We start from the raw sequence: 14,486 nt of genomic DNA, 5'->3' as shown, positions 1-14,486 counted from the left end.
TCACTTCAGGAGAACTGCCGCGCGCATCCCGGCGCGGTTCTGGATGGTTTCGGAAGCGCTTGAGACATCTTTCGAGTGTACGTTCTGTGGCAGTTTCATCGATTATGTACCTCAGTGTCGGGTGAAGCGGTCCGGTGGGCAGCCAGAAGGGGGGTAATGGCTGATCTCGGAGAACTGGACTTCTCATGGTGTGCATTGCAGGGCCCAGGACCCAAGGGGCAGCCCCAGCTTCGCGCACGGGGCCTCCCCCACACGGCCAGGGCGAGCTGTACTACCGACCTGACCGACACGGCGGTCTTCGAAGGGGGCCGCCAGGTCAGTGGCTGCGCCGTTGACCTGGAGAGTGCCGGTGCGGATGTGGCGGGCGATCTCGAGCCTGTGTTCGAGGTCCGCAGTCCATACTGCGCCGCTGAGCCCGTAGGGCGAGTCGTTGGCGATTCGCACCGCATCGTCCTCGTCATCGAAGGGGATGACGACCAGCACCGGGCCGAAGATCTCCTCGCGGGCGATTCGCGTGGAGTTGTCGACGTCGGCGAAGACCGTGGGCCGTACGTAGTGGCCGGTCTCCAGGCCTTCCGGTATCTCCGGGCCTCCGGCGACCAGTCGCGCGCCCTCCTGGATACCGAGTTCGATGTACGAGGGGACTCGATTCCCCGAGACGACCGCGTCGAGGTCGGCGTCCTCCAGGACGATCGCGGCAGACTTGCCGCCCAGTTCCAGCGTGACCCGCTTGAAGGTCTCCGCCGCGACGCCCGCGATGGCGCGGCCCGCCCCTGTGGAGCCGGTGAAGGCGATCTTGTCGATGTCGGGGTGGGCGACCAGGTGGGCGCCGATCTCGCGGCCGCCTGGCACGATGCTGAGCACCCCGTCCGGGAAGCCCGCCTCTGCGAAGAGCTCCCCCAGCAGCAGGCCGTCCAGGGCGGTCTCCGGGGACGGCTTCAGCACCACCGTGCAGCCGGCGAGCAGCGCGGGGATCAGCTTCGCCAGCGCCGACTGGTGGGGGGCGTTCCACGGGATCACCGCGGCCACCACACCAACCGGCTCGTGGCGGACGACGGTGTGCCCGCTGCCGGCGGCCGGCCGACGCTCCTCCCAGGCCAGCTCGCGGGCGCCCCGCAGAAAGCCCTGGGTCTGCACGGACACGGCGGTCTGCAGCATCGAGGTGAACCAGTGGGGGGAGCCGTTCTCGGCCGTGATCAGTTCGGCGATCTCGGCGGCCCTGGCCAGGTGCAGTTCGTCGAAGCGGGCCACGATCACCTGCCGCTCCTCGGGGCGCATGCGCGGCCACGGCCCCTCGTCGAAGGCGGTTCGGGCAGCGGCAACGGCCCGGTCGACGTCCGCCGTCGTGGCTTCGGCGGCGTGGCCGACCAGGGACCCATCGTGTGATGAGCGGACCTCGATCACGCCCCCGCTGACGCGGGGGCCCACTGGCCGCCGATGAAGAGCCGATCGTAAATGATCATCAAGTATTCCCTCGGACAATCGCGCAGAATGGCGGCTCCAATACGGTGCGTACCGGCCGCCGAGGACAACCCCACACTCGGCCCTCCCAGCTGGGCCGACCAGGGACAGAGCGTCCATGGGACTGGCCGTACCAGGCACGTGCCGAAGGGGGCGCCGACAATGGAGGCATGACTTCCGCCCATCACCCGCACCGCACCGACAACGCGCTCGGGGACTTCCTGCGCGCCCAGCGGGGCGCGGTCGACATCGAGCACCTGGGCCTGCCGGAAGACGGGCGGCGCCGACGCGTACCCGGGACTGCGCCGCGAAGAACTGGCCGAGCGCGCCCACGTCAGCGTCGACTACGTGGTGCGCTTGGAACAGGGCCGAACCCGCCGGGTCTCGCAGGCCGTGCTGGAGTCCCTGGCTGACGCGCTGGAACTGGCCCCCGACGAACGTGCCTACCTGTTCGCCATCGCCGACGTCGCCCAGCCGAAGGCGTCCCGCCCGGCCCCCGCGCAGCGGGTGCTGCCCCAGATCCAACAGCTGCTGGACAGCATGCACGACGTTCCCGCGCTGGTCGTGGACCGCCGGCAGGACGTCCTCGCCTGGAACGCCCCGGCTGCCGCGCTCCTGACCGACTTCGCCGCCCTGCCGCCCGAGCACCGCAACCTCATCCGGCTGACCTTCCTCGACACCGCCTACCGCAAGCTGTACGGGGAGGCATGGGAGGGCATCGCACGCGAGTGCGTCGCCGCGCTGTGGATGGAGGCGGGCCGCCACCCCGAGGACCCGGCGCTGGCCGCTCTCGTCGGTGAACTGAGCGTCAAGGACAGCGACTTCCGCGCCTGGTGGGCCAGCCACCGGGTACGCGGTGCCAAGCCACGCACCAAGACATATCAGCACCCCCTGGTCGGGCCGATGGCCCTGCACATCCAGCAGCTGACCATCGAGGGGCAGAGCGGCCAGTCCCTGGTCACCTACACCGCCCAGCCCGGCACTCCGTCCGCTGAGGCCCTGCGCTTCCTCCTGCAGTGGTCGGCGGACAGCGCGCCCCAGGGAACACCGGGGCGTGGCCCCCTGCGCGACGTGGAGTCACACGAACCCTCCTGAGCGGCGGCCTCAGCATCGCCCTACCGCACCAGGGCTCGCGGGCCTGAACGGTCCGCAAGGTGGCCGGAAATGTGCCGCGGCTTCGCTGGTGAGCGTCGTGGTCGGGCCGGTGCAGTTCCTGGTCCGATGACGTCACGTCCGACGCGTCGTGTCACTTTGGCCGACTGTGTCCGCGTAAGACGTTCCATCACGCGGTGTCGCGACGAAGAGACCGGCTCAGTGGCGTGCGAGGCGTGGCAGGTGAGGGGTAGCGCTAACCGGCCGGGCTCAGTGTGATGGCACCGTGGCCCGCTCGGCTACTGTTCGCCGAGTTCAAGCCCTTGGTGCACAGCATCGTGGCTCAGCCGCTCCTGTTGCCGTACCCGCCGCGTCATGATGATTGCGGGGATACCGAGCGCCAGCAGCACCGGGATCGCGGCGGCGATCCCGAACCAGAGGAAGACCGCGAGGTAGCCGTAGGCGGCGTCGTCCACGTCCGCGTCCGCTTTCATCAGGAAGACGATGCTGGCCACCAAAGCGACCACCATGAGACCCGCGACGGTGATCGCGAGCCAGAGCAGGACGCCGGACCAACGCCGGTACCCGGCGCTGACCTCCTGGAACGGCGGCGGCCCGTACCAGCCGGGCGGACCGGGCAAGGGCCTTTGCGCCGGGCGTTGGGCCGGCCTCTGGTCAGACATGAGGCCCAGTTCTACGGTGCGTGGCCCCGGAACACCAACTTCCGCCGCCACAACACGCACCGCGCCGGAGCGTCGTCCCCCGTGTCGCTACTTCACCGAGTCCCACGCGCCGGCGTTGAAGCTGCGCAGGAGGGCGATCAGCGCGGCTGCGAGCCGCCAGTCCACACCGGGTGCGTGTACGTGCAGTCTGTCGCCCTTGGACCTGAACTCCAGGGGGACCTGCCCGTTGGCGCGCCACCGGATGCGCCGGGGCGCGCGGGCGAAGCCGCCCTCGTTGCCAGGGACGCTGTCGAAGACGCTGATCAAAAGGACCACCGTCATCAGGGGCAGCAAGAGCCACCACATCCACCACCACACGATCCTTCCCTTGAAGCCGACCGCTTCCAAGCCGCCGGGCTGGTGCACGGTCCAGCGGGTGCGCAGGCCCCTGCCGCGGAGCGCCTTCTCGCGCATGAGCGTGCCGATGACCTCGCCGTGCGCGCCGAGCACCTGAAACCTTGCGACGCCGCCGCCGGCCGACAAGGTCACCACGGTGGCCACCCGCTGCCGGCGTTGATCGTCGGCCCACAGGGCGAAGGAACGGGCCCCGCCGCCCCGGGCCGCAAGGTACGCGGACGTGCCTCCCGGCGGCAGTTCGCGCTCCACGTACACGGCCGACGGCGACGGCCCCGACGCATCGGAGAAGCTGACCATGTCCGCCACCTTCGCCTGACCCTGGCCGGCAACTCGTTTCGGCCCGCCGTACATGGTCAGTACGTTGCTGCTCATCCGCCGTGCTCCAAGTGGTAGTCGCGTGCCCAGGTGCTGGCCCAGTCTGTCTCACCCGCCACCCAACGGACATCCCCGGCCCCGCGGAAGGGAGCTGCCAGTTACCGTGACAGGTTCAGTCACGCGGCCATGCACCCGGGGACCCTTCGGTGCCCATCCGCAGATCAACTGCCGCTCGCTCGTGGCTAGTTCGGGGACTTGGACACGAACGTGAGACCGACCGGCTACGACACGGCGTCAGACAGTGCACGGTTTCCGCATCACAACGCCGCCTCAGGACACGAACCGCGAGAACCTGCACTCCGCAAAGGGCCCTGAGGGCGCCTCAGGGCGCCGATCTGCGCCTGTCGGGCCCCACTTCTCGCCCGGGGGTGGAGATCGGCCCGCACAAGCCACTACAGGCGATCTCGAGGATGGGGAGGCTCCCATGGGCGAAGTGGAGGACGCGATCGATTGGGTCGACCGGGAAGCGTCCACCCATGTGCCGCCCAAGACGCTGAAGGGCCAGATCGGCTACTTCATCCGGGGGTCGGGCACCGCGCCGGCCGTCGCAGCGGAGATCGGGGGCACCGCCGACTCCGTCAACCGCTACCGGCGCGGCGCCCGCAGGCACGCCCGATCGGACGTCGCTGCGAGGATCGACGCGGCGGTGCGCTCCCGTCGGCAGCCCGGCGTGCGTGAACGCCGGCAGCGCCAGGCCGCCGCCACGGGCGGGATCACCGTGGCGACACGCGCCCGGTCCGGTACACCGCGCCGGTCGGCACGACCGACGACGGACGGTTCCGGCGAGCTCACCGTGCATCTCCCTACGGCGTACGCGCAGCGCCCCCTATTTCGACGCCCGCGACTCCGGTGCCGGCGACCAGCAGATGCTCGGAATCATCGCCGAAGGACTGGAAGACGTGTATTTCCGGGACCGCGGCAGCCGCGCTATGTTCCCGGTGGGACTGAGTGCTTCACTTGGGGGGTGAGCGCTTGAGTCGGCGGGCTCAGCAGTGCCAGGGTTGGACGCTACGGCCACCGGATGCACATTGAGATGCGGCGAGGCACGCTGACTCTATGTGGTCGTCCTCCCGCTCGCCGCCTTGGCGCAGACCATTCTTCCGTAGTGGTGCCCTCCTGGTTCTCGCGAAGTGGGCGCCCTTCGTGCTCGCGCTGAGCGTGCTGGCCATAGAGCTCTCGCCGGCGCACATTATGGTCACCGGACCTGTCCTGACCGCGACGCCGGCGCTGGCCGCACTGACCATGGGCCCGAAAGGCACCCTAGCCGCCTCAGCCACAGCCCTCGCCATCAACGTGATCACGGCCACCTACAACCAGGCGTGGGGCACTGAGCAGGTCTACGGCAATTTCTTGGGGCTGTTCCTGGTCTCCCTCGCGAGCATCGCGCTGAGTAATGCCGTGCGTGCGCGCAGGCAGAGCGAGCTCGACCAGGTCCGCCGGGTCGCCGTAGCAGCGCAGGAGGTCATCCTGCGGCCCGTCCCGTCGCAGCTGGGCCCGGTGCGGGCGGCCAGCCTGAGCCTGGCCGCCGAGGCGGAAGCACAGATCGGCGGTGATCTGTACGAGGCCGTGCAGACGCCATACGGCGTCCGCCTGATCGTCGGGGACGTCAGAGGCAAAGGGCTCAAAGCCGTGCGCGCGGTCGCGGTGGCCCTGGGCGCCTTCCGAGAGGCCGCGTACCACGAGGACGAGCTCGCGGAAGTCGTGGACCGCTGCGCGGACGCGCTGCACCGAGAGGCCGCCGTGCCAGAGGCGTTCGACCAGGAAACACTGTTGGAGGGCTTCACTACCGCGCTTATCGCCCAGGTACCGGCGGACAAGCTCGTCGTGCACCTCGTCAACCGCGGCCATCCACCGCCCCTGCTGCTGCACCAAGGGCGGGCACAGACACTGATGCCCACCTGCCCGCTGCCGCCCCTCGGCCTGGAAGACTTCACCGTGGGGCCTCCCGCCAAGCCCGAGAGCTATCCGTTCCTACCAGGTGACCGCCTGCTGCTTTACACCGACGGCGTGATCGAAGCCCGCAACCGGGACAACGACTTCTTCGACCTGCCGAAGGCCTTGGAACGGATACCCGCCAACGCAGCCCCACCGGATTTCCTGGAACAACTGCACCAGGAGCTCATCCGCCACACCGACGACCGCCTGACAGACGACGTGGCGGTGATCCTCGTCGACCGACTCACAGTCGGCCACGTCCCCGACAGGCGGGGGACAGGTCACTGATCGGCGAACCCAGCAGTGACTACCCGTCCGGGTTGAACGACCTGTTCGCCCAGGTCGTCGATCAAGAAGGCCAGGACCTCACCAGATCGCCCTTCCCTGCGCTCGTCGTACGGGGGAACTCCCCGTCTACGGCGCCAGAGTCACCATCAGCCCTGACGGCACCACCACGCTGTCACGCGGGGCTGGAGCGCAACGCTGGCCGGACCGGAGCGAGGGCATTTGGAAGACCTCGCCACCGAGCAGGCCCTCAGCTATTCGGACGTTTTCCTGCTGCTCGGAACGCCGCTCATCGCCCTCGGACTGATCGGTGGCAACCTCCGAGCCCTCCCACGGGTACTTGGAGTGCAGGCACGGCTCGTCCGCCGTGCCACTGAGTTGTGCGAGGCCGCAACGTGGGCGGCCGGGACTACGCACGGGCTGAGCATGCTGCAGGCCGACCTGGTAGCCCGACTGAACGCCACGGCCCGCGGTCCTTCCACAAACACCCTCTCCCTGCCAGGGTCGCAGGCCGCACCGACGCCGGTGACGGCCCCGCTGGGCACAGCGCTGTAGTGCGCTGCCAAACCGTTGACGTTGCATCCGTTGCTCAGAGCCTCAGCGGCCCTCAGTATTCCGGGTACTTCGGCCCGGAAGGTCCGTCACATCACCAGAGTGTGAGGGCTTCGGCTGGAGGACGGTCTCTCGTCTCCGTATGCCGCTGGTGCGGCAGGGCTGCGCCACCTGCCCGCCCCGCACTCGTCTTGCGACGGGTGCGGGTGGAGCGGGTCTTGCGGTCGGCTCCACGAGGCTTCGACACCGCCGGGGCGGCAGATCGGCGGCCTGGGGGCTGGCTGGTTGCTGTCAGTTGCCGGGGGCGGCTGTGGCGGCCTCGAGCTGCGGGGCAGCCGGTTCGGGGGCTGGTTGGCTGGCGTTACTGAGCCTTGGCTGCGTGCTGCTGTCCGGGTGCCGGCTGTTGCCGGTGTCGCCGGCTCGCACCTGGGCGAAGGCTGTGTTCAGGCTGCGCTTGAGTCTCTTGGAGACGGGCCTTTCCACGAGGCGGTGCACCAGGTGGGCGAGGAGGAGCATGCCTGCCACGGTGGCGGTGAGCAGGGTCCAGCGGTCGACCTTGTGCTGCAGGTGGTGGAAGATCTCCCAGCCGATGGATTCGTGGAGCAGGTAGAGCGGGTACGTGAGCGCTCCGGCGGCGGGCAGCCAGCGCCAGTCGATGCGGTGGAACCAGCCCAGGGAGACGCCGGCCATCACGGCGAAGAAGACGGTGATGAGGACGGCCACGCCCCAGCCGGGGATGTTGTGCCCGACGTACTGCAGGGTCCGTCGCCAGGTCTGCATGGCGGTGTGCTGTCCCATGGCGAAACAGAGACCTACGATGCCCCACAGAAGCAGGTTCGGCCCGAAGCGGTAGATCAGGAAAAACGCCAGGCCGGCGATGAAGAACCAGCAGTACTGGGCCATGAGCAGGTCACTTACCGGGCCGGAACCGTATCCCTTGGCCAGCAGCGCGGCGGTCGCCCAGACACAGCAGAAGGCGATCACCCGCCGGTATGTGAGGCCGCGCCAGACGACGAGGGCGAACAGCAGGTAGAAACGCAGCTCGGCCCAGAGCGTCCAGTACACCCCGTCAACGTGCTCGATGTCGACCGGCCACTGCAGCATGGTCAGGTTGACCAGCACTTCGCGCCAGGCGTGCGGCGCAAGGCCGCCGGGGACCAGGGCGACCACCGCGGTGGTGGCGAGCACTCCCAGCCAGTAGGCGGGAAACAGCCGGATCACTCGCGAGGTGAAGAAGTCCGGAACCGTTCGCCCCCAGCAGCTCATGCAGATGACGAAGCCGCTGATCATGAAGAACAGATCGACCCCCAGCCATCCGTACGCGGAGGGCCGGAAGATGACCGGGAAGAGCTGCGCCTGGGGACCGTCCCACCCTTCACCGAAGGCGACATAGTGGTAGAAGACGACCATGAGGGCCGCGATGAGCCGCAGTGCATCGAGAACGACGATCCGGTTGCCCCGCTCCTGCCGCTCACGCGGCATGCGGCGACCGCTCGTCGCCGGCCCGGCGGATCTCTTGCCTATGCGCACACACATCTCCGGTGCTGTATGTCGTAGTAGTAGGCGCCGCACAACCTACAGACGCAGCCGACTCCACAGGCGTGAGGGCGAGGTGGAACCGGGAGAGATGTCATGTCCGTATGTACGGCGCGATCATCCTAGTTGCACGAGACAGAGAAATGGTCTGTGTCGCCGACCACGCCATAGGGATTCGAACGCGTACGGATTGGAGTCATGACGCGACTGTCCTCGCCCGCTTTGAGCTGCGCCGACGTGCCGTGCGCACGGTCGCTGAGGTGCGCGACGACTATCCGAGTGAGACGGCCGCTTTGCAGGCGGTGACCGAGAAGCTGGGCCTCGGCTTGCGGGAGGTGCTGCGGAACTGGGTGAAGCAGCACGAGATCGACACCGGGACACATCCGAGGACAACGATGCAGGAGTCCACCCAGCTCCACCCAGCTCAAGGCGCTGAAGAAGGAGAACGCCGAACTGAAGCCGGCCAACGAGATCCTGGAGCCCGCAGCAAGCTTCCTCGCGGCCGAGCGCGACCGGCCGCGAGGGCGGGGTCCGCCGTGCACCGTGAGCATGAGCGCGTCGGCCGGCTCGGGGTGTGCTCGACCGTGCCCGTGACGGATGCCACGACCGTGGAACTCACCGAAACCGGAGAAAACGCGGCCGTGCGGAGACGATCAGGTGGGGGCGTGGGGGTAGGGGAACTCCCCGGTTACGTGCGCGGGTTCTGCTTGCCCAGCCAACCGCGGATGCGGTCCGAACCCAACTCGACACCGTCGCCGCCATGCTCAGCCGCAAGTTCCCCAACGCAGTCCTCGCTGAACTCCACCGGATGGATCACCATCCCCGCTGCCACCTTCCCAACGAGAGCACGGATGCCCTCCACGCCGACACCCCAGCCGTCCTGATTGAGCTGCTCCGATTCGGATCAGATCTTGGCGCAGTGGGAGTGTGTACCGCTGCTGGTCCGGTGCGACCGCTTCATGGCGTTGCGGGTAGCCGGTCCGTAGTCGCCGTCCGCAGCGACTCCGACTCGCTGCTGAACGCGAGTTACCGCGGACCTGGTTGCGGGGCCGTACGCACCGTCTGCGACCACTCGCCCGCCTCGGCCGGGGCCGGACAAGGCTCGGCGGGTGAGCGCCGCCGTCAGGACGTGTCGGCCGTCAGGGCCTCGCGCCTCGACGGCCCGGGGTGGTGGCGTTCCCGCCAGTCCCGTGGTGAGATGCCGTACGCCTGTCTGAACGCCTTGCTGAAGTGGGTCGGGTCCGTGAAACCCCAGCTTCGGGCTATCCCTGCGATGGTCCGCAGACGCCCGCCCGGTCCGGCCAGCTCTCGTCTGCACTCCGCCAGCCGGTGGGAGCGGATCCAGTCGCCGAGGCTGATCCCCGATTGGGCAAGCACGGTGTAGAGATGGCGCACGGAGATGCCGTGCGCGGCGGCGATCCGCGCGGCCGACAGGGTCGGGTCAGCGAGGTGCTCCCGGAGGTACTGGGTGATCCGCAGCCCGAGAGATGCCGCCAGCGCCGCACGGTTGATCCGGGATGCGCCGAGCTGGGACGTCACGGCGGCCCGCAGCAGTTCGATACTCGGCTGGACGATCGCCTCGGCGTACACCCCGCTGAGCGTGTCCTTGCTGACGGCCAGTTCGGCGAAGTACCGAAAGGCCAGACGTGCGACGGGGTTGTCGGAGCCGAGAGGGATCGCGGTGATGTCGCGCAGCGCCCGGTCGGGGAGCGCGAGCACCGCCCGGGGGATGCGCAGGAAGTGGTGGTCGAGTGCCTGTTCAAAGTGCAAGTTGTAAGGCGCGATCGACTCGTACACCGTGAGGTTGCCCGGCCGCAGCAGCGACTGGCGGCCGTGCTGTTCCACCAGACTGCTCCCCGACATCTGCAGACCGACGAAGACCGCCGGCTCCTCGTCCTCCCGGGCCAGCCGACTTGTCCGGCGCACGGTGACCGCCGTCGACTCCGCTGAGCAGATCCGCATCGGTCCGACAGCGCCGAGCCGCATCCGCACGGAGATGTCCCTGGCCGGACGGTGGTGGTCGACTTCGACCCGTACGAAGGATTCCCACAGCGCCGAGCGGATCGTCTCCTCCCGATCCTGCTGCGGAATGAAGGACGTGTCCAGGATCGAGTTCACGAGACAAGTCCTCGTCCGTACCGCTCTGATCGCACGACGGTCCGCCCCCCAACTCACCTCATGACAAGGGTGGTTTCGGAACCTGGCCGACAAGGCCGTTCCACGCGCATCGCCAACGCCCCCGGCCTCCGCAGCTGAGCGTCGATGTCATGCCCTGTCCGTATCGGCCAGCCCGCCTCATCTTAACGCTGCTCGTTGAACACTGCCGACGGGAGAGGTCTCGTCCCACGCGCGGTGAAAGTCCCGGCCGAGCGGGCCGGCTGCGAACACCGGCAGCTTCGCCGGCCGGCGAAGCTGCCACGCTGATCACCAGAGCAACCGTAGAGAGTTGGTGTCGCCCGGGTTCGACGCGGTGATCTCGGCTGCGGCGAGTCGGGCTTCCTCGCGCGTCTTGGTCGGGGTGGTCGATGAAGTGATGGCTTCCTCACCTCTGCCCGGCATCGACGTCCGTCGGGAGGCGCTCGACGAGCATGACTGTTGAGCTGCCGTGGTCGGGCTAACGGGCGGGGTTGCCGGTGTCGTGGTCGGGCCAGTCCGATGGGCCACACGGGTCGGTCCTGCCGGCTGTGGTGGTTACCGAGTCCAATGGGCGAAGGGCGCGCAGAAGCGCTGCCACCGCCCGGTTGAGGGGGACGTCGATCCCGTGGACCTCGGCAAGCCTGACCACAGCGCCGTTGAGTGCCTCGTGCTCCAATGGGCTGCCCGCCAGACGGTCGTGCAACATGGATGTCCCTCCGTCGGCGTATGTGGACGCAAGGTCGAGTGTCCGCTGTACGTCCTGCTCGGTGAGATGAGCGCCGGCACTGACGCCCACCTCGGCCGCCTCACGCATGAGTCCCACGGCCAGCTCGCGTACCCCGTCGTCCTGGAGCACCTCCATGCGGCGCAAGGTGAGCGCGGTGAGAGAGTTGGTGGCGACATTCAGCATGAGCTTGAGCCACGCGGCAGTGGTCAGGTCCTCCTGTAGCCGCACGTCCACACCACTGCCGTTGAACAGTGCTCTTACCTGCATTGCCTTGCGGCCCGCTGGGATGTCAATGCCCTGGTTGATGGCGAGCCTGATGTGGCCGGGTGCCTCGCGCTCTGCCTGTACGTACACCATTGCAGGCACGACGGTCGCCTCTGGTACGAGTTCGCGTACGCTTTCAGCCTGGTCGACTCCGTTCTGGAGCGCGAGAACGGTGGTGTTTTCGTCACACAGGGCCGTGAGCCACGGTGCGGTACCCATTGTGTCGAATGCCTTCACGGCGAGCAGGACCCACTGCACGGGCCTCAACCGGCCGGGTTCGGTGACGATTTGCACCGGGACCCGTTCCTCGCCGGCGGCGGTCGTGACCACCAGTTCGTCGAGCGGCGACCTGACGCAGACGGACACATCGTGCCCGGCCCTGTGCATCGCCCAGGCAAAGACTCCTCCCAAGGCGCCGGCGCCGACTACCGCCATCGACACGCGAGTGCGCCCTCCAGGAAAATCCGCGGTCGACACGGCAACATCGGACATGAAACCGGTTCCTTCCCGGATGTTTGTCTTCATACTTTGAGCCTGCAATCCCCTCAGCCGTACGTCCAATATCGAACTGCGCCGCTATTGATAACTTGGAACTATGGATCGGCCTGTCGAGTTTCGCCATCTGCGGTATTTCGTGGCCGTGGCCGAGGAACTGCACTTCGGGCGGGCCGCCCAGCGACTGCACATCGCTCAGCCCGCCCTGTCCCAGCAGATCAGGCAACTCGAAAGGATCATCGGCGTCGAGCTGTTCCGGCGGACCTCCCGCAGCGTCCAGCTCACCGAAGCGGGGGCGACGTTCCAGCAGAGGGCCCGCGACCTGCTGAGTCGCCTATCGGCCGACCTCGATGAGGCCGGCCGCGTGGGCCGCGGCGAGGCCGGCCGCCTGCATGTCGCCTTCAGTACCTCCGCCGCCGCGATCGTCAGCGAGCACCTCCGTGAGTTCTGCCGCCTGCGCCCGAACGTCCAGGTCACGCCGCACGACGGCTTGACCGCCGACGTCCTGGCGGCCCTGGAACGGGGTACAGCCGACGTCGCGATCGTGCGCGATGCCGAGGAGCGTGACGACATCGACCTGTCCCTGCTGGCGTCGGAACGGCTCGTCGCTGTCGTCCCCGCAGAGCATCCCGCCGCGGGGCGCGACCACGTGGACCCGAGGACGCTGGCCTCCGACCCGCTGGTTCTCTTCCCGCGCTCGGCGGCGGCCCACGCGTTCGACCTCTACACGCAGCCGTTGCGGAGCTCCGGGATCGACGTCCACGTCGCGCAGGAGTGTTCAAGCTGGTACACGATCATCAGCTTCGTCGCGGCGGGCCTGGGCGTCAGCGTCGCCCCATACAGCGTCACGAGACTGCTTCCCCCAGGTGCCCGAAGACTCGAACTTGCCGGGACTCCCGTACCGAGCCGGATCCAGATCGCCACACGCCGAGGAGACGACCGTCCCCTCCTCCGGGCCTTCGTCACGGCATCCGACTCTCTGCCGGGCAGGAAACTCGACCGAACCGCGTAACGGGGCGCTCCGCTCACGCGGCGATGCCACAGCCGCCGACGTGGGCGGTCCGCAGGAGCTGATGAGCGGGTCGCGGGGCGGCCGCCATATGCCTGAGTGTCCTCCTCGCGGGCGCCCACCGGTCCTGCTCGTCTTCCACCAGGCAGGCAAGCGCTCCACCAAGAACCAGATGGCCAGGGTCGCCGACCTCACCTGCCATGAGGCTGCTGCGCGAACACGGCCGGTCGGACCCGTGTTCCGGCGCTTCGGCGGCGACCACCGCGAGCCGCTGCTGGACGCGGTCGGCAACTCCCGCCGCGACGCCTACGTAGCCAGCCGCCGCCAGGCCGCCTGGGCAACGTCATACGGTGTTGCCTTCTACGGTGACTACCGGGGGACCGGCGAACGAGGGGTACAGGCAACCGGGCTTGCCTGACTCGTAGGGCGTCCCGAGAGTCTCGCCCCGTTCCCCTGCCACCGCCGCCGTAGCAGTGCGAGGCATACCAGCCATGAGGCCCGTCAAGGGCGTGCTCAGGCTTCGACATAGGGGTAGATACCGGGCGAACCGTGCATCGACAGGGTAAGCCGGTGAGCTACCCGTCCAGAGCACGTGCTGACGGCGTGTGCTGTCGGCTGCCCTGTCATGGCACAGGGAACGCGGACGGTGTCTGCGTGGCACGCAGTCGGGCGGAGTCCTGGCTGGGGGCCGCGCCGAACATGCGGCGGTATTCCCGGCTGAACTGTGAGGAACTGTCATAGCCGACGGCGTGGCTGACTCCGGCGATGTCGGAGGGGTGGCTGGCGAGCAGGAGGCGTGCTTCTTGTAGGCGAATATGCTTTTGGAACTGAACAGGGCTCGTCCCGGTGACAGCCGAGAAATTGCGGTGGAAGGTGGAAGCGCTCATGCCGACTGTCCGGGCCAGGTCCTCGACCCGGAAGCTGTCCGCATAGTTCTCCCTGATCCACCGGGCGGCGCGGCTGATGTGAGCCAGGCTGCTGTCGGCGAGACCGAGCTGGCGGATCACCGACCCCTGCTGACCGCGTAGCAGGTACCAGAGGATCTCCTTTTTGATCATCGGGGCGAGGATCTTGCGGTCGGCGGGCCGGTCCAGCAGACGCAACAGGCGAACGATGGCGTCGAGCAGTTCGGCCGGGGCGTCCGTGACTGCGATCCCAGCTCGGATCGAGCGCGCCGGTGCCGGCAGATCCTGGGGGTCGGCTTCCAGCAGCAGCTCGGCGATGTCCGCGGGGTTGAGGACCATGCCGAAGCCCAGAGTGGGCTCTCCCGTGTCGATCGGCCGCCCGGTTACCGGAAGGTCGACCGAGGTCACGAGGTACTGCCCTCGCCCGTACTCGTACAGGTGATCACCCAGGGCTAGGCGCTTGCCGCCCTGGGCGATCACCGCGAGGACGGTTCCCGACATGCCGACCACCGGGGGTGCTGTGCGGTCGAATCTGCATGCCTGGACGCCTTCCACAGCTGTCTTCCGGTCAGTGCGCGCATGGCGGTCGAGCAGCTTGCTCATCTCGTCCAGAAGCATGCCGCCAGTTTTGCACC

12 protein-coding genes and 1 pseudogene are annotated in these 14,486 nt (G+C 68.2%); 5 read left to right on the top strand and 8 right to left on the bottom strand.

What is annotated here, in order from left to right; all coding sequences use genetic code 11:
• Positions 1-183: 183 nt before the first annotated feature.
• On the bottom strand, positions 184-1,581 hold the full coding sequence (locus AB0O67_RS01620; RefSeq protein ID WP_365444329.1) for an aldehyde dehydrogenase family protein: 1,398 nt from the start codon (positions 1,579-1,581) through the stop codon (positions 184-186).
• 228 nt (positions 1,582-1,809) lie between these two features.
• Between AB0O67_RS01620 and AB0O67_RS01615 the strand changes: the two genes are divergently transcribed.
• Positions 1,810-2,556 carry a helix-turn-helix transcriptional regulator gene (locus AB0O67_RS01615; RefSeq protein WP_365444326.1) on the top strand — a complete coding sequence of 249 codons (747 nt, stop codon included), beginning with the start codon at positions 1,810-1,812 and terminating at the stop codon, positions 2,554-2,556.
• Positions 2,557-2,852: 296 nt separating this feature from the next.
• Here the strand turns inward: AB0O67_RS01615 and AB0O67_RS01610 are convergent, their stop codons facing one another.
• Both AB0O67_RS01610 and AB0O67_RS01605 read right to left on the bottom strand, forming a co-directional pair.
• Entirely contained in the window at positions 2,853-3,236 is a 384-nt protein-coding gene (locus AB0O67_RS01610; RefSeq protein WP_365444323.1) for a hypothetical protein, read from the bottom strand.
• Between the two features lie 87 nt (positions 3,237-3,323).
• Positions 3,324-4,004, bottom strand: coding sequence for a hypothetical protein (locus AB0O67_RS01605; RefSeq protein ID WP_365444320.1), 681 nt, complete (start codon positions 4,002-4,004; stop codon positions 3,324-3,326).
• 427 nt (positions 4,005-4,431) lie between these two features.
• Here AB0O67_RS01605 and AB0O67_RS01600 point away from each other — a divergent pair.
• Together AB0O67_RS01600 and AB0O67_RS01595 are read left to right on the top strand one after the other, a co-directional pair.
• A pseudogene (locus AB0O67_RS01600) lies at positions 4,432-4,975 on the top strand (XRE family transcriptional regulator).
• A gap of 175 nt (positions 4,976-5,150) precedes the next feature.
• A complete protein-coding gene (locus AB0O67_RS01595) occupies positions 5,151-6,230 on the top strand; it encodes a PP2C family protein-serine/threonine phosphatase (RefSeq protein ID WP_365444317.1) in 1,080 nt (359 codons plus the stop codon).
• 840 nt (positions 6,231-7,070) lie between these two features.
• Here AB0O67_RS01595 and AB0O67_RS01590 read toward each other — a convergent pair.
• From AB0O67_RS01590 to AB0O67_RS01575, 4 genes are all read right to left on the bottom strand, one after another.
• Positions 7,071-8,261, bottom strand: a complete 1,191-nt coding sequence (locus AB0O67_RS01590) for an acyltransferase (protein WP_365444314.1) — start codon at positions 8,259-8,261, stop codon at positions 7,071-7,073.
• A gap of 958 nt (positions 8,262-9,219) precedes the next feature.
• Entirely contained in the window at positions 9,220-9,387 is a 168-nt protein-coding gene (locus AB0O67_RS01585) for a peptidoglycan-binding domain-containing protein (protein ID WP_365444311.1), read from the bottom strand.
• 50 nt (positions 9,388-9,437) lie between these two features.
• Positions 9,438-10,433 carry a helix-turn-helix domain-containing protein gene (locus tag AB0O67_RS01580; protein ID WP_365444308.1) on the bottom strand — a complete coding sequence of 332 codons (996 nt, stop codon included), beginning with the start codon at positions 10,431-10,433 and terminating at the stop codon, positions 9,438-9,440.
• A 496-nt stretch (positions 10,434-10,929) separates the two neighbouring features.
• Positions 10,930-11,967, bottom strand: a complete 1,038-nt coding sequence (locus AB0O67_RS01575) for a 2-dehydropantoate 2-reductase (RefSeq protein ID WP_365444305.1) — start codon at positions 11,965-11,967, stop codon at positions 10,930-10,932.
• A 70-nt stretch (positions 11,968-12,037) separates the two neighbouring features.
• Here AB0O67_RS01575 and AB0O67_RS01570 point away from each other — a divergent pair, with 70 nt between their 5' ends.
• Positions 12,038-12,949 carry a LysR substrate-binding domain-containing protein gene (locus tag AB0O67_RS01570; protein ID WP_365444302.1) on the top strand — a complete coding sequence of 304 codons (912 nt, stop codon included), beginning with the start codon at positions 12,038-12,040 and terminating at the stop codon, positions 12,947-12,949.
• Positions 12,950-13,037: 88 nt separating this feature from the next.
• On the top strand, positions 13,038-13,364 hold the full coding sequence (locus AB0O67_RS01565; RefSeq protein ID WP_365444299.1) for a hypothetical protein: 327 nt from the start codon (positions 13,038-13,040) through the stop codon (positions 13,362-13,364).
• Positions 13,365-13,569: 205 nt separating this feature from the next.
• On the opposite strand, the gene AB0O67_RS01560 is transcribed toward AB0O67_RS01565, so the two are convergent.
• Positions 13,570-14,469 (bottom strand): AraC family transcriptional regulator, encoded by a 900-nt coding sequence (locus AB0O67_RS01560; protein WP_365444296.1) that lies wholly within the window; start codon positions 14,467-14,469, stop codon positions 13,570-13,572.
• Between the last annotated feature and the right edge of the window lie 17 nt (positions 14,470-14,486).

The sequence above is a fragment of the Streptomyces sp. NPDC086077 genome (genome assembly GCF_040686175.1).
Classification (GTDB): Bacteria; Actinomycetota; Actinomycetes; order Streptomycetales; family Streptomycetaceae; genus Streptomyces.
This window is presented reverse-complemented; position numbering and strand designations above follow the sequence as displayed.